We start from the raw sequence: 19,847 nt of genomic DNA, 5'->3' as shown, positions 1-19,847 counted from the left end.
CGATCACCACTGAGCCGATTCGGCAAGCTCGTACACGAATAGCTCGCGCGGGTACACGCTGAGCCATTCTGGTGGCTGCCGAGCCTGCAGAACGCAGGATGCATTGTCGCCCAACCAATTTAGTGCCGATCGGTAGGAGCCTATGGTTGCCGGGCGAAATGGGCAGCGGTAGTAGCGGGCGAACACGTGGACATGGAGGAAAAGAATGCCTTTGCCCAGCCGTCCGTCCGGCATGTCTTCGAACACGATGATGCTGCGGCGCGCAACTCGGTAACACTGTTTGATCAGCGCCACCGGGTCATGGCTGTGATGCAGCACTTCACTGAGAACAACATGGTCAAATGACCTGTCCGGAAAAGGAATTGACGTGCCATTGAACTCGCGGAACGGAATCTCGGTACGACGAGCGTCCTTGACGTCTATGCCACTCGGGGATATCCCGTACATCTGCTGCAAGTACGCAGACAGATAACCCGTCCCGCACCCGACATCGAGAACGCTATCGCCCTTGCCGAGGTGGCCGCCAAGCGCGTGAGCCTGTTGCCGAAGTCGCTCTGCCGGCCGCAGCACCTCGCGCATGTGGTTAAGCTTTGCGCTCAACTTCTCGGAAAATGGCTGCACGGCCCTCATTTTGCCGTGACCATATCAGAGAATCGGCGTCTGGCGGCCGAACGGACACGACGTGCCCGATGACCACAGAACGCGAAGCGGCGATCCAAGTGGTCACGGCTGACGCAGCTCTCGATGCAGGTTCCGGTAGATCGTCTGGGCCGCGCGCAACTGGGGGTGCAGCCAGGACGGAAATCCTTCGATCGGCAGCGGCTGACGATTGCCTGGCGCGATGTCTGACCTCGCCCTCGCCTCGCGGAACAACACGTCATGCAGTTGCGGACAGCGCGTGTCGTAACCTGAGCGCACGATCGGGGGCGAGGCGCTGGGATCGCGCGGGGACAACCCGAGGAACGCGGCGAGCGCGCCGAGCCGGGCAGGCGGATCGGCCTGCACCGCAGCGAAATCGACAAGCGCCACCCCCTGATCGCCGGCCGGGGTGTTGTCGTACAGATCCCACAGCGCAGACCAGGCGAAGTGGCGATCGTTGAATGGGCGCACCAGCGGTTCAGGCAGTGTGCTCAGAGCGCAGGGCGGGGTGCCCAGGTATGGCTCGAAGTCACCGACATCTCCCAGCCTGCGCTGTCGCGCCTCGTTGGCCCAGACTTCGCGTTGCAGGCTGGGCATGCCGAACAAGGCGCTCTTATGCCAATGGGCACGCAAACGGCCTTCATCGAATCCGCTGAAGTCGCGTTCCTCGCGCAGCCGTGCCAGGAAGTCCGCCCAGCAGGTCAGCCCAGCGGGGCGGGCAGGTCGCCCGCCCCGCTGGGCTGAGCCACAGCCGGGGCCTGGCCTCGGAACCTCCCGACAACAGGTCCGCCAGCCCGAGTGTCATCAGGATCAGCGACTCCAAGGCCAGCGCCGGCTGGCGCACCAACACCAAAGTCTTGTCGATGATCGCGCGCCAAGCCCGCCACTCCCGATCGGGCCCGATATGTTGCGCGGTCTCCTTGATCAGCACGACAGCCGGCCGGGACGCCGGGCACGGACCAACCGCAGCAACCGCATCGGCGATCAGCCCAAAAGTCTCGACGACCCGAGCATCGGCCCGCAGATGGTACTGGCCCGCCGGCTCGGTCACCACCGCATCAACCTGACCGTGTCGCGCCAGGGCATTGGCAAGCGCCGTCGAACCGGTGCGCGGCGGCGACAGCAGCAGCACCAGCCGCAGCCGGCCGGTCGCCACACGTTGGAGTAGGTAGTCGTAGCTGGATAGTCCGGCGATATCCATCCTGACTACCGGGGGTGGTGTCGGCGAGTTGTGGGAAATCCCCGGCTGCAATCCATAGTCGATGGATACCATATAGGGGTATGCGGCACAAGCGCGACAGGACTGGACTCCGGAACAAGACGTCACCGGGCCGCCGATCAGTGACACGTCAACGGGCACAGGCGTTTCTGAGCTTGATGACGCTGGCGTGACCGGGCCCGCCCGGGTCGGCCAACAAAAGTATCTGGCCGGTCGATGAGCTCGGAGCCTATCGTCAAGCATGCCCATTTCCGCGTTTCCCGCTCCCGAGGTGCTGGCGGCCCGCCAGAAGCTGGTGCTCGACCATTTCCACGATGAGGTCCGTCAGGACTGGGACGACGTGCTGTCCACCTTTCCGCACCCGCGCTACGAGCTGATCCCGCAGATGACCGTCCACGACGGAGACCAGGCGGTGCGCGGCTACTACCACTACACCCGAACGGCGTTCCCGGACCAGGACCAGGACCAGGACCAGGACCAGGACCAGGACCAGGACCAGGACCAGGACCAGGACCAGGACCAGGACCAGGACCAGGACCACGAAATCATCGCTTTGCGACACAGTGCCGACGCGGTGATCGTCGAGTTCTGGCTGATGGGCACCCACCGCGGCTACCTCGGCAAGATTCCGCCCACCGGAAGCCGGTTCCGGGTCCGGGTCCGGATGACCGCCTATTTCGTTTTCGACGAGGCGGAAACCCTTGTCTGCGAACGCATCTATTTCGACACTCTGACCATGATCAAACAGTTGCTGGGCGGGCTGGCCATGCGGCGGCCGTCGAACTGGCTGCTGGCTGCGCGTTGTGTCCGGGGCCTGCTGTCCATGTCGTCGGGGGAACCGGACCGGGCACTGACCAACACCACCGAGCCGACGTTTGCGTGACTACGCTTCCCCGTGGCAGTGCGAATGCCTAGACTCCCCCGCTAGCCGATGCTTTTCAGGAGGCTGCCATGCGAGTAGCAGACCGACATGTGTTGGGCGCCCTGGCCGCAATACCATTGCTGTCCGGCTGCGCCACCACCACTCATCAAGCGGGGCAGGAATCCACGATCGCGCCGCCCACCAAAGCCGCAACAGCGGTCACCGCTACCGTCCCGGCGCAGCCCGCCTCCCCCGGCTCGAGCACACAGAAATGGATTGACCTGCAGGTCGGGGATTGCGTCGCCGACCTTCCCCCGGCAGACCTGAGCCGCATCTACGTCACCGTAACCGATTGCGCGACAACGCATCTAGCTCAGGTGTACTTACGCGCTCCGGTGGCCGTCGACTCCGCCGTCGCCGACGTCGCCAATCGGGAATGCGCGGCGGGGTTTGCGCCCTACACCGGCAAGGCCGTCGACGACAGCCCCTACGCGGTGACCTGGCTGATCGACTCACGGCAGGACAGAACGGGCGCAGACCCCACCCCCAGCACCGTCATCTGTCTGCTGCAGGCCGCCGACGGTCAGCCGCTGACCGGCTCCGCCCAGCGCCCAGGCTCATGAACCACCAACATGTAGACGCGGAAACCAAAGCGATACAGCAACCCGACAGGACCGTGCGATTCCTCGACGGCAGCGTGCGTGTCGTGATGGAACTGTTGGGCACGGTCGCCATCGGCCATGGCATCTACCAACCCGGCTGGAAGTCGTCGGTCCACGTCGGCCCGACAACTGGCAGGGCCTCGGCGCGGCACGTCGGGTACGTGCTGAGCGGGCACATGGCGGTGCGCAGCCACGACGGTCTGGAGATTCTGGTGGGACCCAACCAGGCATTTGCCGCCGAGCCTGGCCACGACGCGTGGGTGGTCGGCAACGAACCCTGCGTCGCGCTGGACTGGTCGCCGATCGACCCATCTGCCTTCAGCGTCGCGACACCAGATGACGAGCGGAATCGCTGACACCAACCCCACCCGCCCTGAGTCGGCCCGGCCACCCGCCCTCAGCTGCGGTTTGCGTATCGTCGCACCGAGCCGGTTGGCCTCAGCCCACACCGATCGCTGGCGTTTCGGCTGTGGGCGCCCGGACCGGGCACAACTCTGGCTAGACTCGGTCGACGTCGAAAACGCCTGTGCCCAATATGACTTGCGAGGTGCCTAGTGGCCGAAACCACCACACCCGACAGCGAAGAATGCGCCGAGACCGAACCCGACTACCGGTTCACTCTGGCCAACGAACGAACCTTCCTAGCCTGGCAGCGAACCGCGTTGGGGCTTCTTGCCGCGGCGGTCGCCCTGGTGCAACTCGTCCCCGAGCTGGCCGTCCACGGTGCACGCCATGTGCTGGGCGTGGTGCTCGCGACACTGGCGATTCTGACCAGCGGGATGGGGCTGCTGCGCTGGCAGCAGGCCGATCGCGCCATGCGCCGCGGCGAACCACTGCCCCACCACCCGACACCGGCATACCTGGCTGTAGGACTGGCGATCGTCGGCGTCGTCGCGCTCATCTTGGTGGTCGCCAAGGTGGTCACGGGTTGAGCCAGTCGTCGGAGACTGCCCAGGCGGCGGATCGCGGATTACAGGCCGAACGCACCACGCTGGCCTGGACCCGGACGTCGTTTGCGCTGCTGGTCAACGGCGTGTTGTTGACGACCAAGGACGTGCAGGCCCACCCCGGACTAGCGGGGCTGGTCCCGGCCGGCCTGGCCGCGCTGGCGGCGTCGTGCGGCTACATCATCGCCTACCAACGCCAGCGAACCCTGCGCCGGCGCCCACGACCGCAACGAATCACCGCTCGCCGTCAGGTCTACATCGTCGGGCTGGCGGTGCTGGTGCTGATGGTCGTGACCGCGTTCGCGCAGCTGCTGTAGGCCGCGCCAGGCCATCGCCGGGCTCAGTTGACGCGGTCGGAGTGCTGTTCGCGCAAGAGCGCCGCCAGTCGGCGTACTTCCGTGCGCAGCTCATCGATCTGCGCAGCGGTGGCGGCACGGTTCGCGGAATCAGTTTCAGCGACCCGCTGCACTATCCACAATGCGAGTGAGGCGGTAACGACACCGATCAGGCTAATGCCACCGATCATCAGCAATACGGCAATTACTCGGCCGGTGACTGTGATCGGGTACAAATCTCCGTAACCAACGGTTGTCACCGTAGTGATGGCCCACCACACGGCCTTTCCGAAAGACGTAATGGTGGCCCCCGGATGGCCACGTTCCTGGTTGAGGATGGCCAGTGAAGTGACGTAGATCAGCAGGGATACACCCCAGGGCTCCGGCGTTGTTGATTAGCAGGCTTGTGAGCTGGGTTGATGATCTTTGGTGCCGCGCTATTGGGGCCGGAGTGTAGGCACGGGCTATCTGGCCCTGGGATACACCCGAGATGGTGTAGAGCATGATGCGACCGCGAACGGCATTGCCCACCGCCTTCTGCAGCGCGCCGACCAGGACGAGCAACCTCAGCAAACGCAGTGGCCGCATCATGGGAAGCGCGACGATAAGCAGGTCGATTATGTGCCGGATAAACCAACGCCCACGGTGAGGCGCCAAACACAGGCGCGCGATGTAATCGAAGACGAAGAGGCTCCAGGCGACCCAAGTTGCCACCCCCAAGAAGGTCGCCTCTAAACCCTGCGGCTGATACAGCACTTCGATCGAGTACATGGCGAGGAATGCGATGGCTACCATGGCCAGTGGCCATTCGGTGCGCTGCTCCCATAGCTGGTCTTTAGTTTGCTCAGTCATAACGGCTGGGCCTCCGAGTCGATCATGGCGTTACGTATCCGTCTCAATTTCTGCCCGGCTTTAGGGTAGCGGGCTGGCCTTCCGCGCGGTAAAGGTGATAACGGGCTAGCCGAATTCGGTTCGCGTGAAACTTGTTTCGACTCCGCAGCGATCAGCAACCGAGTTGCCCGGCAAGATCGAGGAAGTCTGCGGCGTTGATGTCGAACTCATCGGCATAGGTTGCATCGGCCGCACCACCGATACCGAATTCGAGCGGCCGCGCGACGAAGGCGGTGCGCAGACCCAGACGGGCCGCGGCGCGGAGGTCGTACTTATGGCTGGCCACCATCATGACCTCGGCAGGTTCACACCCGAGGTAGCCGACGGCCATCCGATAAGCGGCCGGATCGGGCTTGAACACCCCGGCCATCTCGGCCGCAAAGATCGCATCCCAGGGCAGAGCGGCCCGCTTCGAGATGTTGACGACCGCGCTGACGTCCGCATTGGACAGGGTGGCCAGCGTGAACTTCGTCTTCAGCCGAGTCAGGCCGGCCACCACGTCCGGCCAGGGACGCAGCCGCTGCCAGGCAAGGGTGAGCTCGTCACGCTCGGCGGCCGAGAGTCCGGTGACACCGCAACCGTCCAGCACCGCGTCAAGGACTTGTCGGTACACCGAGTAGACCGAAACCCACCCGCCGTGTCCGCCCGAGGAAGCATCCAACGCGCTGAAGTAACCGGCCCGCCAGCGCCGGACCAGCTCGGGCCAGTCCGCATCCGGGTGCCGTCCGGCGCTGATCCGCCGCGCCTCGTCACAGACGGTCGAATGAAAATCCGTCGCGGTCCCCTGCACGTCGAAGAGCAACGCCGTCACCATGAGGCTCATCATCCAACCTCGGCCACCCCAAGCTTGCCTGGGGTTTGCCTCTCGCCCGGTCTTGGCGAGCAGACACAGAATCGCACCGCGGGCTCCGCGCGGGTGCGATTCTGTGTCTGCTCGCGGTGCTAGCGGTTGGCGCGGGCTCTGCGCTCGGCACCATCGCCGAAGTCGGCACCGAGCGCCCGGTAGGCGTGCGCGTACTTGCTGGTCAATCTGGCGCGGTCGGCGTCGCTGAGGTTTGCCATGCGTTCCGGGTCGGTGTTGTCGGCCAGGTCGGCGAGTTTGACCTCGCGAGCGATCGGGTGTTCGCGGATACGCCGGTAGTAGTCGTCGGGTGGGACGTGATCGCGTCGGGTGAGCCGCTCGACTGCATCGATCGCGCTGGCGGGGATGCCTTGCTCAGCGAGTTGGGCAGCCGTAATCCCCGAGTCCTCGATGACGTCGTGCAGCAAAGCCGCCACCGCGGCCTCGGCGTTGGCCGGATCGACATAGGCCGCAACCCGGCGCACATGCCCCAGGTAGGGCAGCCCGGCCTTATCGAGCTGGCCGGCGTGAGCCGCGGCGGCGATCGAGTCGGCAATTGCGATGTGGTCCACGTCTCCGCCCTCACCAGCGCCACCTAGTCCAATGCCGCAATCGCGGCCTTCAGTTTGGGCATTGTCTGCTCGAGCAGTTTGAGGCTCTTCCAGCCTTCCTCGGGTGACAGACCGCCCAGCAGCGGCTGAAACGCAAATCCCGACCGGTCGACCACGTCAGGCACTCTGGCCAGCAGATCATCCGGTGTCCAAGCCGCGAACAGACCCGCCTGGCGCAGCACGGCGGGATCGGTCAGCGACTTGAACGGCGAATTGGACGCATCGCCTTCCTGCTCAGCCCATTTGGCGTACTCGGTGATGACATGGATGGCATGGCGTTCGATTGCGGCCCAGCCACGCTCGGTGTCTTCGCATAGATGGATGCTGATCGGGATGAGCATCGGCCGAAAGTAAAGCCCCGGCTCACGACCGTGTTTGCGGCATTCTTCGAGATAAACATCCACCAGGTCGGGAACCATTGGCAGGAATCCGATACCGAAGCGCGCGGCGCGACGGGCCGAGGCTTTGACGCCGCCGCCGACCAAGATGATCTCCTCGGGCTTCTGTATCGGCAGCGGGCGCACACACACCGGGCGGCCGTCGGCTTCGAACGTCTCGCCACGCAGCGCCCGGATGATCGTCTCGATACCCGAGTCCATGAGCTTGGCCCGATCGGCCAGCGACTTGCCGAACATCGCGAATTCCGATGCCACATAGCCGGCACCGAACGTCACGTTGATGCGCCCGCCCGACATCAGATCGGCGATGGCGATCTGTTCGGCGACCAGCACGGGATCGTGCAGCGGCAGCACCACCGCGCCGATAAGCAGGCGGGCATGCTTGGTCACCGCGGCCATCCCGCCCGCCATGCAGGGGGAACCGACGACACAGGCAATACTGAAACGTAGGCACGGGCAACTCCAGACCAACGACGAACAGTAACCAACTCGATCGTTCTCCAGATAGCCCGTGCCTACACTCCGGCCCCAATAGCGCGGCACCAAAGATCATCAACCCAGCTCACAAGCCTGCTAATCAACAACGCCGGAGCCCTGTGGCCCGGCATCCACAGCTCATTGCGCAACCACTTGCAAACGGGTCAGCCGCTGGGGACAGAGGCGATCGCATGAGCGCGAAGTTCCGGGAGTTCATCCCGCCCGACGACGCACCGCGCTACGCCGGTCTGGACGCGGACGCAGAAACCTACGCCGACCACGTGGGCGAGATGCTGCGTCTGGGTTTGGGGGACAACAATCCCTTCGATCTCATCGTGGAGAGGTCCAATGCACCGTTTCAGGGGGTGAGTGCCGACGGGACGATCGAGCCGGGCCTGTTCGACCTTGCTGCCGAGGGCGCACCCATCGCCGACATGGTCAAGGCGGCGAACCACTTGCTATCCACGGTGACCCCCGCCGAACGCGCCAAGCTCGTTCATCCGCTGACCTCGGTGCTGCGGCGGCGCTGGCTCAACCCGGAGTTCTACTTGTTCCGCTACGGCCTGCGCCTCGACGAGGTCACCGCCGAAACCCGAACCGCCATCTTCGATTTCCTCAAGACCACGCTGAGCGAAGCCGGCTACACCAAGGTGCGCAACTGCATGTACGTGAACGGGTTCCTCGGAACGATCATGGTGGCGCCGCTGATCATGAACGAATACAGCTACAACTTCACGCTGTTTGGCGAGCCGTCGTTGACCGAACCATGGGGCTGGCAGATGCACGGCCATCACTGCGTGCTGAACTGTCAGATCGTCGGCGAGCAGATGGTCATGACGCCGTGTTTCTGGGGAGCCGAACCCAATGAGGTCGACCGAGGTCCGCGCCGGGGCCTGACCTTTTTCACCGACGAGGAAAACCTCGCGGTGGCGCTGTTTGAGACGCTTCCCGCGCAGCTGCGTGAACGCGTCGTGCTCTATCCCAGCGCCTACGATCCCGCCGTGCCCCAAGGCAGGCTCAGTCCGTTCGACCATCTGCATCTGGGCGGGTTCAGCCAGGACAACAGGGTCATCCCCTATCAAGGAGCCCCGGCAGCGGACTTCGGCGCGGCCTCCCGCGACAAGCTCGTCGAGCTCATCGAGGTCTATCACCGACACCTGCCCGATGGTCCGAAGGCCGCACGGATGGCCGAGATCCAAAAGCAGCTCGACAGCACGTATTTCTGCTGGATCGGCGGTTCGGGCCCGGAAGATCCGTTCTACTACCGGATTCAAAACCCAGTAACCCTGATCGAATTCGATCATCACGCCGCGGTCTTTCTCAACAACCCCACCGCCATGCGGTTCCACATCCACACGCTGGTGCGCACACCCAACGGCAACGATTACGGCATGGCTCTGGTGCGGCAATACTGCGAGGCGCACCAGCGCTCGATGGCCGGGCTGGAGCTCAATCAATAGGCATATAGCCGACAACTCGTGGACTCCGCTGGCGACAGCTGCCCCGCTGAATCCGCCGCGGACCCCGCTCAGCGCAGGCTAGTTGGTAATTCCACCCAATTCCCGTGCCACCGCGTCGAATGCACGCAGCGTGTTCGCCTGTTGCTGCGGGTCGTCCTGAGAGGCCGGCCGGCTGGACAGCTTGGCGCCGACCACCTGCGCGGCGCGGTTGATGTAGATCAACTGGCCACACATGCCCACGCACAACGCGACGTTGCTGCCCGGGTAGGGAAACCACACTTGGTTGCGGTACATCCCGCCCGGCATTTTGGTGTCGTCGGGGCTGGCGGCAAATGCCTGACGCGAATCGGTACCGCCGTCGAGCGTGTCGGCGATCCACGCCGCCGGCACCACCTGCTGGCCGGTCAACGAGACACCGTCACGCAAGAACAGCGACCCGAACCGGATCATGTCGGTAAGACAGGCGTTGATGCCGCCGTCGAATATCCCGGTGCCGGCCGGGCCCGCCGTGTCTAGCGCGATGCTGGCGTCGCATTGGGCGCCGATGCGACTCCACAGCAGATGCGACATCAGTTCGGGCATCGGCTGGCCGCCGGCGACCTCGCAGATCCAGCCGAGTACATCGGTTTCACACGAGCGATATTCGAAGGGGCCGCCGTGGGCCGACTTCTGCCGCAAGGTGAGCAGGTAGTCGCGCAGTGTGGCGGGGACATCCGGATTGTGCTTGGGCGCCCACCCGATCACCTGCTCGCGCACGTGTATTTCGGCGGCCGGGTCGTCGTAGTTCTCCGAGAAGCCAACACCTGATCTCATGTCCAGCAGGTGGCGCACCGTCGCACCCGCATAGCCGCAGTTCACCAAGGCGGGAACGTATGTCGTGACCGGCGCGTCAACGTCGATCGCACCGGCCCCAGACAGCGCGCCGACCACCGCCGCCACCAACGATTTGCTCACCGAGAACAGCAGGTGCCGCGTCTGGGGCCGCAATCCACCGAGGTACTCCTCGGCCACCAGCGCACCGCGGTGAGCCACCGCCCACCCGTCGGTGACGGTGCCGGCCATCACCGCATCAACGGTGGTCGGCGCCCCCTCGGTGTTGGTCAACTCGATGTCGGCGACCGGAGCACCGGCCGCGGGCAGCGCCACGGCGGGGTTGGTCCCGCGCGAGATCAGCGCGGTCGGCATGAAGTCCTCGACACGCTGGAACGCCCAGTGCGAATACGGTGACGAGAGCCAATTGCCCAGCGAAAGACCGGCCGGGACGCCGCCGCTCACGCGCGTGCGACGAGCCGCGAGACGATCGGCGCGGCCGGCGTCAGGGGTGTCGAGGCAAAGTGCGCCTTGAGGCCCTTGACCCAGCGCTGGCAGCGCTCAGTGAGCTGGTAGTCGTCGGTCTGCAGATGCCCGCGGGTGACAAGCACACCGAGTTGGGCTCCCTCGCAACGTAAGTCGCCAGGTGCGGCGACCCGCATGTAGAACGCCTCGGACTCGTCGAGCAGCGTGGCCCAGTCGTTGCCCTGACGAGCGAAGGAGACGCTGCCATCGTGGTGCAGGCGCCACACCCCGGTGCGTGGGGTTGAGGTGAACAGCTCGAGCTCCGGCGAGGTCTCCGACATGATGAGCTGACCCCAGACCTCGTCCTCGCCGTAGCCGCGTTCCCAGCGCGTGTTGATCTCCTCGATGTCGAGCTCGTATTCCACGTCCATGTATTCGAGCAGGTGGAACAGGAACAGCGGCATATCGGCGTAGGCCTCGGTGGTCAGGTTCGTCATCGGGCTGGCCCCGCTCAGGCGTGGGTTCACCTCGCCGAGGTAGAGCTCGTTTGCGTCCAGATCGTGCAACAGGTCAACCTCGAAGTAGCCGCGGTAGCCCTCGCGGCTCAGGACATCGCCCAGCTTTCGAACCATCTCGCGCGCGGCGCGCGTCTGGGCGGGCGGCAGCACCTCACGCCAGACGTCATTGCCGCACCAGGCCCCTTTGGACGGAGTCAGCTCCGGGTAACCGACCAGACTCGTCATCGCGGGGCCGATCACGGTGCCGTGGCGGGTCACGGTCCCCTCGATACACACCTCGACATTGCGGATGCGCTTCATGACCTTGATTTCCGGCTGCTCCACCAGGTCAGCGGCGCACTGGTCCCAGTCACGCTCACCGCGCACGAAGAAGGTCGCACTGCCGGCGTTGCCATATGCGGCCTCGATGACCAGGTCATCTCCCAGCCCGGCGTCATGCGCCAGCGTCGATAGCTCCTCGTAGGAGCCGGACCGCCCGATCACGTGCGGCACGCTCGGCACGCCCGCCTCGTTGGCCAGGCGAGTCATGACGATCTTGGAGCCGAGCCGGTGGCGCAGCTCCGCCGGGGGATGAATGACCTCGAGCCCCGCCTGGCGCGCCAGGGCCTGGGTCTCTCCGTCCAGCATCACAAAGCAGGCCTTGCCGCCGGGCCCCCGGCGCGCGATGAACTCGAGCGTCTCGGGGTCACGCAGCAGGTGGTTGCACACATCCCCCATGCCGTCGAAATCCCTGCGGTCACGCCGCCGCGGCACGAACACGCGCGAATGCGCGCCCTCGAAGGAGTCAAAGTAGGTGAGGTAGAAGAAGTTTCGCACCCATCGGTCGATGCCTAGCAGGTTGAACGGCGTCGGCGAGATGAAGTAGAGCGGCAGCTTGTTGTTGTGGAAGAACGCGCGGACGTCCGAAAGACCGTTCAGCACACGGGGCGGCTTGGGCTCGGGATTACCTGCGGTCACGATCGCACCAGCCGCGGTGTCGTCGAGCCTTGAGCCCGGCGCGGGGGCGGCGGCGGTAGGGACGGTGCGGTCAGCGCGACGGCGGTGAATTCGCATACCTCCATTGGTCCAGTGTGGACCCGAAGGTGGTCGTATCGAAATGTGGGGTGCCTGAACGTCCGCCGAGCAACGGGTACATTCTCGTCTAACCAGTCCACCCGGCATCACTGGCAAATTCAAGATCTTCGATGCGATGAGGCCGATCGACCCTATCCCGGGCGCAAGATCGAGCATGATCCTCAGAGAGATAGTCGAAGGAGCGGACCAATGAGCAAAGGCGATCTCGCGGTGATTCGCCACCCCAGCGGAGTATCGGTGTCCACCCTGCCCCAGGCTTTTCAGCAGACCGCGGCCGTAGCCCCGGACTCGGTGGCCATCCGCACGGTCGGAAACCAAGCCGTCCTCACCTGGCGCCAGTACGCCGATCGGGTGCGAAGGATCGCTGCCGGGCTGGCCGCTCTCGGGGTCGAACGCGGCCACACGGTGGGGATCATGCTGCGCAACCGTCCGGAGTTCCACTTGGTCGACACCGCGGTCCTGCATCTGGGCGCGATCCCGTTCTCGATCTACAACACCTCGGCTCCCGACCAGATCAAGTACCTGTTCAGCAACGCTGAGAACAAGGTCGTCTTCACCGAGAAGGACTTTCTGCCGGCCATCAATGCGGCCGTCGCCGACCTTGCTCACGTGATCGTGATCGACGCCGACGCCGACGCCGACGCCGACGCCGGTATGAGCCTCGAACAGCTCGAATCCAGCGGGGCCAAAACCGATTTCAACTTCGATGCGACGTGGCAATCCGTCCGGCCCGATGACATCGCCACCCTCATCTACACCTCGGGTACCACCGGCCCGCCCAAGGGCGTCGAGCTCACCCACGCCAATGTGATCGCCGAGTTCTCCGCGATCGTCGAGCTGCTTGGCATGCAGCCGACAGATCGGATCACCTCCTACCTGCCGCATGCACACGTCGCCGACCGCGTGACCGCGCACTACGCCAACATGGTCTTCGGAGTGCAGGTAACCGATGTCGCCGACGTCAAAGCGATCGCCGAGGCGTTACCGGACGCCCGCCCCACGTTATGGCTGGGGGTGCCCCGAGTCTGGCACAAGATCCAAGCTGGGATCGAAACCAAGCTTGCCGAGGCCGGCGGAGCCAGGAAGCGGCTGGCCCTGTGGGCCATCGACACCGGCATCCGCGCTGCCCGTCAGACCTTGTCCGGCAAGTCCCTCTCCCCGGCACTGGCCATCAGCCACAAGATCGCCGACCGCCTCGTGTTGGCCAAGGTGCGCGAGGCGCTCGGCCTCGATCAACTGCGCTGGGGCGTCACCGGCGCCGCTGCCATGCCGGTCGAAACACTGGAATTCTTTTGGGGCCTAGGCATTCCCGTCTACGAAGTGTGGGGAGAATCGGAATGTGTGGGCGGCGCGACCTCCAATCGACGCGACGCCATCAAGCTCGGTTCGGTAGGTAAACCGCTGCGCGGCGTCGAGGTCAAGGTGGCCGGGGACGGCGAACTGCTGATCCGCGGACCGATCGTGATGCGCGGCTACCGGCACCAGCCAGAGAAGACCGCCGAGGCAATCGACGCCGACGGCTGGTTGTACACCGGCGACATCGGCACCATCGATGCCCAAGGATTCGTCACCATCGTCGACCGCAAGAAGGAGTTGCTCGTCAACGAATCCGGAAAGAATCTCTCCCCCAGCAACATCGAGAGGGCGATCCAGGCCGATTGCCCCTTGATCGACCAGGTGGTCGCGTTCGGTGACGCACGTCCCTACGTGACCGCACTCGTTGTCCTCGATCGTGACACCGCCGCGGCGCAGGCCGCCGCCTTGGGCATGGCCGATCCGTCGGCGGCCGCGTTCGCCCAGAGCCGCCAGGCACGCGAAATGTTTACCGCCGCGGTCCGCGAGGGAAACTCCAAGCTCTCCCGGGTGGAACAGATCAAGCGGTTCATCATCATCGGCACCGCGTGGGATCCGGGTGGAGACGAACTCACCCCGACGATGAAACTCAAACGCAAACCCATCGCGCAGAAGTATTCGACCGAGATCGACAAGCTCTACGCCGCAACGCCCGGCCCGGAGATCGTCGACCTATCCAAACCCGACTGACTCGCGCACTCACATGTCATCGCACTTGGTCGCAGCTTCTCGATGAAGCTGAGCAACCCACTGCGGCATCCTTTTTTCGTACCGCGCGTCGAAAAGCCCCGCGCGGAGGGCCGTTTCTACCTGCCCGATGGGCGCCGGCTTGGCTTCGCCGAGTTCGGTGACCCCGCGGGCGCGGTGGTGCTGTGGTTCCACGGCACGCCCGGCGCGCGACGCCAGTTCCCGCTGCTGGGCCGGCGTGCCGCCGAAGAATTTGGTTTGCGCGTAGTCGTCGTGGAGCGCCCCGGCTCGGGTCTCTCCGACTGTCACGCCTACACCGCGATGGCCGACTGGGCCACCGACATGACTGCGGTGGCCAACGCGCTGGGCGCCGAGCGGCTTGCTGTCGTCGGCCTGTCCGGCGGCGGCCCCTATGCCCTGGCCTGCGGCGCGGTAGCACCCCTGGCGTCTCGCGTGGCCACCGTGGCGGTGTTGGGCGGAATAGTTCCGTCGGTCGGCCCCGACGCCACCGCCGACGCGGTCACCGATCTTGCCCGTCGCTTCACCCCCATCCTGTCGGAGTTGCGCCGCCCGCTGGCGGCGCTGGCCGCCGGACTGCTGCCCCTGGTCCCGGTCTCGCACTACCTCTATCGGGCTTATGCCAGCATCACTCCCGAGGGCGACCAGCAGGTCTTCGCCGACCCCGAATTGGAGGCAGTGTTCCTCGATGACATAGTCCTGGTCGTCAAGAGCCGCTGCCAGGCCATGATCGACGATTTGCGGCTGTTCGGACGGGACTGGGGCTTCCGGTTGCCCGACGTGACGGTGCCGGTGCGGTGGTGGCACGGCGATGCCGACCCGCTGGTACCGCTGGCCGCCGCCCGAGCGGCGATCGCGCGGCTGCCCAATGCCGAGCTCATCGCGCGCCCGGGCGAAAGCCACCTAGGCGGCTTCGCCGCCGCCGACGAGGTCCTCCAGTTTGTCCGCTCATCGCTTTGAGCTGCAACGACTTTGTCGACTCTGCCCCGCGGCTTTGATCCAGCCCACGTGGCGCGAGCGAAATCGCCGCCCACCGTGGTATTCGCATGTTCACGTGGGTTGGTGCCGCCGCAATTCACCCGTTGTTTGCATTCGGGCGCCATGCCCAGTCACTGAGATGGCCCCTTGCCGCGCCCGGTAGCGACAAATGCCTGCGAACTCTCACGCCGGCTGCATACACTGCCGAGAGATTATTAGGGTCCCCTTAGCAGATATGAGGTGTCCGGCGTGCCAACGAGGACCGATGACCCGCAGATCGTGGTGTCGTTCCAGGACGACAGCCTGCTGATTGGCGGTGATTCTGCCGCTGTCGAGTCCTATCTGTCGCGGTTACGTGCGATCGCCGGGCAGACCATGCGGGTCGCGGGAATCCACGGCGCCCCGCTGGCCCGCGCGGCGGGCAAGCTCGCCGGGGTGACCGCGGTGCTCACCAATTGCGACAAATACGTTCAGTTGCATCCCGACAGCCTGAGCGCGTTGCGGATCGGCAACCTCGTTCCCAGCTCGGCGGGCTTCTATTGGATGACGGCACCGGCTGAGGCCGGCCAGTTCCTGGCGCAGTTGCAGTGGCGGCCGGCGGGGCTCGGCCCGGAAGCCATGGTTTCGGCGCAGATGATCGCGGTGCAGATGGCGTTGAAGTCCGCGATTGCTCAGGTCGAAGACGCGGTCCGTCGGGTAGAAGACAAGGTCGAAGCGGTGCTCGAAGTCGCCAGAGCACAACGTGCCGGCGACGTTCTGGGTAACAGCCTGACCATTTCGCGGATGGTTGAGTCGCTGGAGAAGTACGGGTCGCTGCCCGATGCCTACTGGGATTCGGTGGCAGCTCTGGGCCCCGCGCTCAATGTCACAGCCGAACAACTGCGCAACCACGTCAGGCGCGCGCTGGCGTGTTTCGCTGACGACCTGCCCGTGCAGCAGCGCGCGGCAAAGCTGCGCAACGCCGTCAACGACAACCGGCTTGGTGATGCGTTGAGCCTGTTGGTGATCGCCGAGGAGTCGCTGCACAAGTGGCAGCGTCTGAGCCTTGCCCGAATCGAGTCGACGCAACCACAGCAGTTGCTACGAGCGATCGACGAAGCCCGCGAGCTCGTCGATCATCATCTGCGCGAGGATGTCCGCATCTATCAGGACGCCAAGGAGATTATGGACCGGTTCGCGAAGCTAGAGGCGATCGACGGCTTCCGTTTCCTGGCGGTGCGCGAGCTGGCCAAACAGCGCCTAGCCCTGCGCGACGAGCTCGACAGTTTCGCGAGAGCCCGCCACCAACAGGCCGCGATGTGGGAGGACTTCCACGTTCCGAGTGTGCTCGATGCGGCATTTGCCACCATCGAAGTCGCGGCGGGCACCACCAACCGGGCCCTGGTGGCCGTCGGTCGGGGGCTCGTCGGCCTGGGTGCGCAGCTGACCGAGCCGCTACGGGGCAACAGACGCGGCGAGCAGGGACCAGTCATACAGCGCGACAAAGACGCTGAATCCGCGATAGACGGCGCCGGTCTGCAGGAATCCGATCCGGCCTGCTGAGCAGGCGGCGCCGGTAGCCGACACCACTTTCTGTGGGACGAATGGCTCCCCGGAAATGGGCCTAAAGACCCGTTCGGCCGGTTTCGCCACGCGATAGCGTGATCGGTTTACGGCCAACAGAATCCGGTTGCCGGTGCCGGCTGAGCGGGAGCGTGCGGTGAGGCAGGACACGACAAGCACATCGCCCGTTCGGCGGGCCGCGATCCAGGTGCTGGCCGGGGCGGGGCTGCTGCTGGTTGTGCTCGAGGCGTTCTTGATCGTCTCCTTTCGGTTACGTCTGCGCCCAGCGATCAACGCAATCCGGCGCTTCAACAGGGCCGTGCTCAACCCGGCCATGTTGACGATGGCAGGGTCCGCACACTGGTATGCCTCGGTGATCCATCATCAGGGCCGCACAACGGGGCGGGCCTACGCGACGCCCGTCGTCGCGGAGCGTGTTGGTGACCAGTTCTACATCCCGCTCCCCTACGGCCGGACGGACTGGTGCGCCAATGTCATGGCGGCCGACGAGTGCACCGTCGAGCACAAGGGCCGGCGCTACCGCACCACAGCGCCGGCGGTCATCGGGTTCGCGGTCGCGGCCCCGTTCATCTCGGCGCGGTCGCGCCGAACGTTCCGCCTCTACAAGGTGCGTTCCTTTCTTCGCCTCGACATCACCGACAAGGCGTGAGCCACCGGGAAAGTTTCTCCAGTGTGGTCAGCCTGATCGCAAGCCTGCGAACATCTCGTTGTGGGCCTGTGGTCGGATTAGTGTGGGGTAAGGTGCCCTCGCCGGTGCCGCCGCGGTGCCGCGAGGGCAATGCAGTAATGCTGCGCTGAGCACTGGGGAACGCGATGAACCAGCAGGATTCGCCGAGTACTTGCTACCGCGCGGAGCCCGTTGACGCCCAGGCATTTACCGCGCACTTCGATCGCCTGTACACGCGACTGGCCCGCCCCTACGACCTCGCGGTCAAGCTGCTGCCCGTGTGGCGGCATTGGATCAGTGCAGCGCTCCCGCACATCCGCGGCCCGCGCGTCCTGGAGGTCTCTTTCGGCACTGGTTGGCTGCTCACCGGCTATGCGAACAACTTTGACACCTACGGGGTGGACCTCAATCGCCGCATGGTCGCAATGGCGCGGCGCAATCTGCGCCGCGCGGGTGTGAGCGCCGACTTGTCCCAGGCAAACGTCGAGGCACTGCCCTATCCGGACGGCCAGTTCGACACCGTCGTCAACACCATGTCCTTCAGTGGTTATCCCAACGGTGCACGGGCGATGACCCAACTGCATCGTGTGCTGCGCAGACAAGGCCGGCTGGTCTTGATCGACGTTGGCTATCCCCAAGACGGCAATCGCCTGGGCACTGCGCTGGCCGGTATGTGGCAACGGGCCGGTGACGTGATTCGTGACATGCCAACGCTGTTGGATGACTTCGGCTTCGAGGTCCAGCACGAGCAGATCGGCGGTTTCGGCAGCGTCCATCTCTACCTTGCGACAAAATTATGACGACGCCACCACTCACGTCATCGCCGGTCCGGACCAGCCACGTCGGTAGAGTTCGGCAGGTGAACTCGCCGTCGGTGCTAGAGGCGACACTGCCGGCCGCTTGCGCGCAGCTCCGCGACGAGCCGTCGGCGACATCAACGGGAAAGAACCGGTCGGGTATGGCAGCCCCGGCATGCGGCATCGAATCGCACACCGGCCCCGATCGTCGGATCCAAGCGCAAGGCGGGATATGGAATCAGAGCTGAGAGCGCGCTGTTGTGTCGCCGGCGGCGGGCCGGCTGGCATGATGCTGGGCTACCTGCTGGCCCGGGCCGGGGTCGACGTCATCGTGCTGGAAAAGCATGCAGACTTTCTGCGGGATTTCCGCGGCGACACCATCCACCCGTCAACTCTCGAGGTCATGAACGAGCTTGGGCTCTATGACCAGCTGTTGCAGCGGCCGCATCAGCCGACACCGACGCTGAACGCTCAATTCGGTAGCTTCCGAGCACTGGTCGCCGATTTCCGCCACTTGCCGGTTCGCGGAAAGTTCGTCGCGATGATGCCGCAGTGGGACTTCCTGGATTTCATCGCGAAAGAGGCACAACGCTTTTCGTCTTTCCGGCTGCTGATGCGGGCCGAAGTCACGAAACTGATCGAGGAGCCCAACCGCGTCACCGGCGTAGTCGTGAATACCCCCGACGGTGAGCAGAAGATCCACAGCGACCTCGTGATCGGCTGCGACGGACGGACCTCCACCGTGCGCGCCCAAGCGGGCTTGCAGGTGCTGAGCCTGGGTGCGCCGATGGATGTTCTGTGGTTCCGGATGTCGCGCCGGCCCGGCGACCCGGAGGAATCCATGGGGAATTTCGGTCGCGGCGCCATCCTGGTGTTGATCAACCGGGGCGACTACTGGCAATGCGGTTTCGTAATCGCCAAGGGGTCCATCGAACAAGCGCGTCGCCATGGGGTTGAGTTCTTTCGCGAAGAGATCGTGAAGATGGCGCCCTTCGTCAAGGACCGAGTCGCGGAAATCACCGACTTCGACGATCTGCGGCTGTTGACCGTCTCGGTCGACCGCCTCAAGCAATGGCATCGGCCGGGACTGCTCTGCATCGGCGACGCCGCCCACGCGATGTCACCGATCGGCGGAGTTGGGATCAACCTGGCCATCCAGGACGCGGTCGCGGCGGCCAATCTACTGATCTCGCCGTTACGTCGCGGCCAGGTGAGCGATGCCGATCTGCAGCGTGTGCAGGCACGGCGCGAGTTGCCGACCCGCGCTACCCAGGCGGCCCAGGTGTTTCTCCAAAAGAACGTTGTCACCGCGGTATTGGGTAGTTCGCAACAGTTCAAGGCGCCACTGCAAGTGCGACTGATCCGGCGGCTCCCGTTGCTCGCCCGCATTCCCGCCCGCCTGATCGGCATGGGAGTGCGCCCCGAGCATCCCGACCTGGCGGTGATTGACAAGCCAGGGCCGACATAGCGCATAGGGTGGGCAAGGAGGACAACCGTGGCGCTTTCCCTGAGCCAGGCCCGTTCGGTCTACGACAGGATCGGACGCATTCAGGACTGGCAGGCCTTCTATGAGGA

The 19,847-nt window shown here is 64.9% G+C and carries 20 protein-coding genes and 1 pseudogene; 12 read left to right on the top strand and 9 right to left on the bottom strand.

Annotated elements, in window-relative coordinates:
* Positions 1 to 3 precede the first annotated feature (3 nt).
* The 3 genes from MMSP_RS13180 to MMSP_RS28450 all read right to left on the bottom strand — a co-directional run bounded on the left by MMSP_RS13180 (position 4) and on the right by MMSP_RS28450 (position 1,840).
* Positions 4 to 579, bottom strand: a complete 576-nt coding sequence (locus MMSP_RS13180; protein WP_232022558.1) for a class I SAM-dependent methyltransferase — start codon at positions 577 to 579, stop codon at positions 4 to 6.
* Between the two features lie 144 nt (positions 580 to 723).
* Positions 724 to 1,236 (bottom strand): hypothetical protein, encoded by a 513-nt coding sequence (locus MMSP_RS28455; protein WP_235065743.1) that lies wholly within the window; start codon positions 1,234 to 1,236, stop codon positions 724 to 726.
* 43 nt (positions 1,237 to 1,279) lie between these two features.
* Positions 1,280 to 1,840: a hypothetical protein gene (locus MMSP_RS28450; protein WP_020787016.1), complete on the bottom strand. Its 561-nt coding sequence runs from the start codon at positions 1,838 to 1,840 to the stop codon at positions 1,280 to 1,282.
* 259 nt (positions 1,841 to 2,099) lie between these two features.
* Here MMSP_RS28450 and MMSP_RS13170 point away from each other — a divergent pair, with 259 nt between their 5' ends.
* From MMSP_RS13170 to MMSP_RS13150, 5 genes are all read left to right on the top strand, one after another.
* On the top strand, positions 2,100 to 2,741 hold the full coding sequence (locus MMSP_RS13170) for an ester cyclase (protein ID WP_020787015.1): 642 nt from the start codon (positions 2,100 to 2,102) through the stop codon (positions 2,739 to 2,741).
* 68 nt (positions 2,742 to 2,809) lie between these two features.
* Positions 2,810 to 3,343 carry a hypothetical protein gene (locus MMSP_RS13165; RefSeq protein ID WP_012395012.1) on the top strand — a complete coding sequence of 178 codons (534 nt, stop codon included), beginning with the start codon at positions 2,810 to 2,812 and terminating at the stop codon, positions 3,341 to 3,343.
* The gene (locus tag MMSP_RS13160) at positions 3,340 to 3,738 is read left to right on the top strand and encodes a hypothetical protein (protein ID WP_036426488.1); all 399 of its coding nucleotides are present in this window, start codon (positions 3,340 to 3,342) and stop codon (positions 3,736 to 3,738) included. Before MMSP_RS13165 ends, MMSP_RS13160 begins: the two co-directional genes overlap by 4 nt.
* Positions 3,739 to 3,936: 198 nt before the next feature.
* A complete protein-coding gene (locus tag MMSP_RS13155) occupies positions 3,937 to 4,314 on the top strand; it encodes a YidH family protein (RefSeq protein ID WP_012395013.1) in 378 nt (125 codons plus the stop codon).
* Positions 4,311 to 4,646 (top strand): DUF202 domain-containing protein, encoded by a 336-nt coding sequence (locus tag MMSP_RS13150; protein WP_020787013.1) that lies wholly within the window; start codon positions 4,311 to 4,313, stop codon positions 4,644 to 4,646. Before MMSP_RS13155 ends, MMSP_RS13150 begins: the two co-directional genes overlap by 4 nt.
* A 23-nt stretch (positions 4,647 to 4,669) precedes the next feature.
* On the opposite strand, the pseudogene MMSP_RS13145 reads toward MMSP_RS13150, so the two are convergent.
* The 4 genes and pseudogenes from MMSP_RS13145 to MMSP_RS13125 form a co-directional block, all read right to left on the bottom strand.
* Positions 4,670 to 5,039 (bottom strand): annotated as a pseudogene (locus MMSP_RS13145) (potassium channel family protein); the annotation flags it as partial.
* Positions 5,040 to 5,667: 628 nt separating this feature from the next.
* Complete coding sequence (locus MMSP_RS13135; RefSeq protein WP_020725714.1) at positions 5,668 to 6,381, bottom strand: haloacid dehalogenase type II; 714 nt, start codon at positions 6,379 to 6,381, stop codon at positions 5,668 to 5,670.
* A 116-nt stretch (positions 6,382 to 6,497) separates the two neighbouring features.
* Entirely contained in the window at positions 6,498 to 6,968 is a 471-nt protein-coding gene (locus MMSP_RS13130; RefSeq protein ID WP_012395017.1) for an HD domain-containing protein, read from the bottom strand.
* A gap of 23 nt (positions 6,969 to 6,991) precedes the next feature.
* Positions 6,992 to 7,804, bottom strand: coding sequence for an LLM class flavin-dependent oxidoreductase (locus MMSP_RS13125; RefSeq protein ID WP_235065741.1), 813 nt, complete (start codon positions 7,802 to 7,804; stop codon positions 6,992 to 6,994).
* A gap of 269 nt (positions 7,805 to 8,073) precedes the next feature.
* On the opposite strand from MMSP_RS13125, the gene MMSP_RS13120 reads away from it, so the two are divergent.
* The gene (locus tag MMSP_RS13120) at positions 8,074 to 9,342 is read left to right on the top strand and encodes a DUF3500 domain-containing protein (protein WP_020787010.1); all 1,269 of its coding nucleotides are present in this window, start codon (positions 8,074 to 8,076) and stop codon (positions 9,340 to 9,342) included.
* A gap of 78 nt (positions 9,343 to 9,420) precedes the next feature.
* Here the strand turns inward: MMSP_RS13120 and MMSP_RS13115 are convergent, their stop codons facing one another.
* On the bottom strand, positions 9,421 to 10,617 hold the full coding sequence (locus tag MMSP_RS13115; RefSeq protein WP_020787009.1) for a serine hydrolase: 1,197 nt from the start codon (positions 10,615 to 10,617) through the stop codon (positions 9,421 to 9,423).
* Positions 10,614 to 12,092 (bottom strand): biotin carboxylase, encoded by a 1,479-nt coding sequence (locus tag MMSP_RS13110; RefSeq protein ID WP_020787008.1) that lies wholly within the window; start codon positions 12,090 to 12,092, stop codon positions 10,614 to 10,616. Before MMSP_RS13110 ends, MMSP_RS13115 begins: the two co-directional genes overlap by 4 nt.
* A gap of 306 nt (positions 12,093 to 12,398) precedes the next feature.
* Here MMSP_RS13110 and MMSP_RS13105 point away from each other — a divergent pair, with 306 nt between their 5' ends.
* The 6 genes from MMSP_RS13105 to MMSP_RS13080 all read left to right on the top strand — a co-directional run bounded on the left by MMSP_RS13105 (position 12,399) and on the right by MMSP_RS13080 (position 19,740).
* Positions 12,399 to 14,252: a long-chain fatty acid--CoA ligase gene (locus MMSP_RS13105; RefSeq protein ID WP_020787007.1), complete on the top strand. Its 1,854-nt coding sequence runs from the start codon at positions 12,399 to 12,401 to the stop codon at positions 14,250 to 14,252.
* Positions 14,253 to 14,294: 42 nt separating this feature from the next.
* Entirely contained in the window at positions 14,295 to 15,227 is a 933-nt protein-coding gene (locus MMSP_RS13100) for an alpha/beta fold hydrolase (protein WP_012395033.1), read from the top strand.
* 267 nt (positions 15,228 to 15,494) lie between these two features.
* Positions 15,495 to 16,787 (top strand): hypothetical protein, encoded by a 1,293-nt coding sequence (locus MMSP_RS13095; RefSeq protein WP_020787006.1) that lies wholly within the window; start codon positions 15,495 to 15,497, stop codon positions 16,785 to 16,787.
* 157 nt (positions 16,788 to 16,944) lie between these two features.
* Complete coding sequence (locus MMSP_RS13090) at positions 16,945 to 17,457, top strand: nitroreductase/quinone reductase family protein (protein ID WP_036427254.1); 513 nt, start codon at positions 16,945 to 16,947, stop codon at positions 17,455 to 17,457.
* Positions 17,458 to 17,621: 164 nt separating this feature from the next.
* Positions 17,622 to 18,275 (top strand): class I SAM-dependent methyltransferase, encoded by a 654-nt coding sequence (locus tag MMSP_RS13085; RefSeq protein ID WP_020787004.1) that lies wholly within the window; start codon positions 17,622 to 17,624, stop codon positions 18,273 to 18,275.
* Between the two features lie 229 nt (positions 18,276 to 18,504).
* Complete coding sequence (locus tag MMSP_RS13080; protein ID WP_036426486.1) at positions 18,505 to 19,740, top strand: FAD-dependent oxidoreductase; 1,236 nt, start codon at positions 18,505 to 18,507, stop codon at positions 19,738 to 19,740.
* Positions 19,741 to 19,847 lie beyond the last annotated feature (107 nt).

It is taken from the genome of Mycobacterium sp. 012931, assembly GCF_000419295.1.
In the GTDB taxonomy this organism is placed as follows: domain Bacteria; phylum Actinomycetota; class Actinomycetes; order Mycobacteriales; family Mycobacteriaceae; genus Mycobacterium; species Mycobacterium marinum.
The sequence above is the reverse complement of the archived record's forward strand: the minus strand, read 5'-3'. Positions and strand labels throughout refer to the sequence as shown.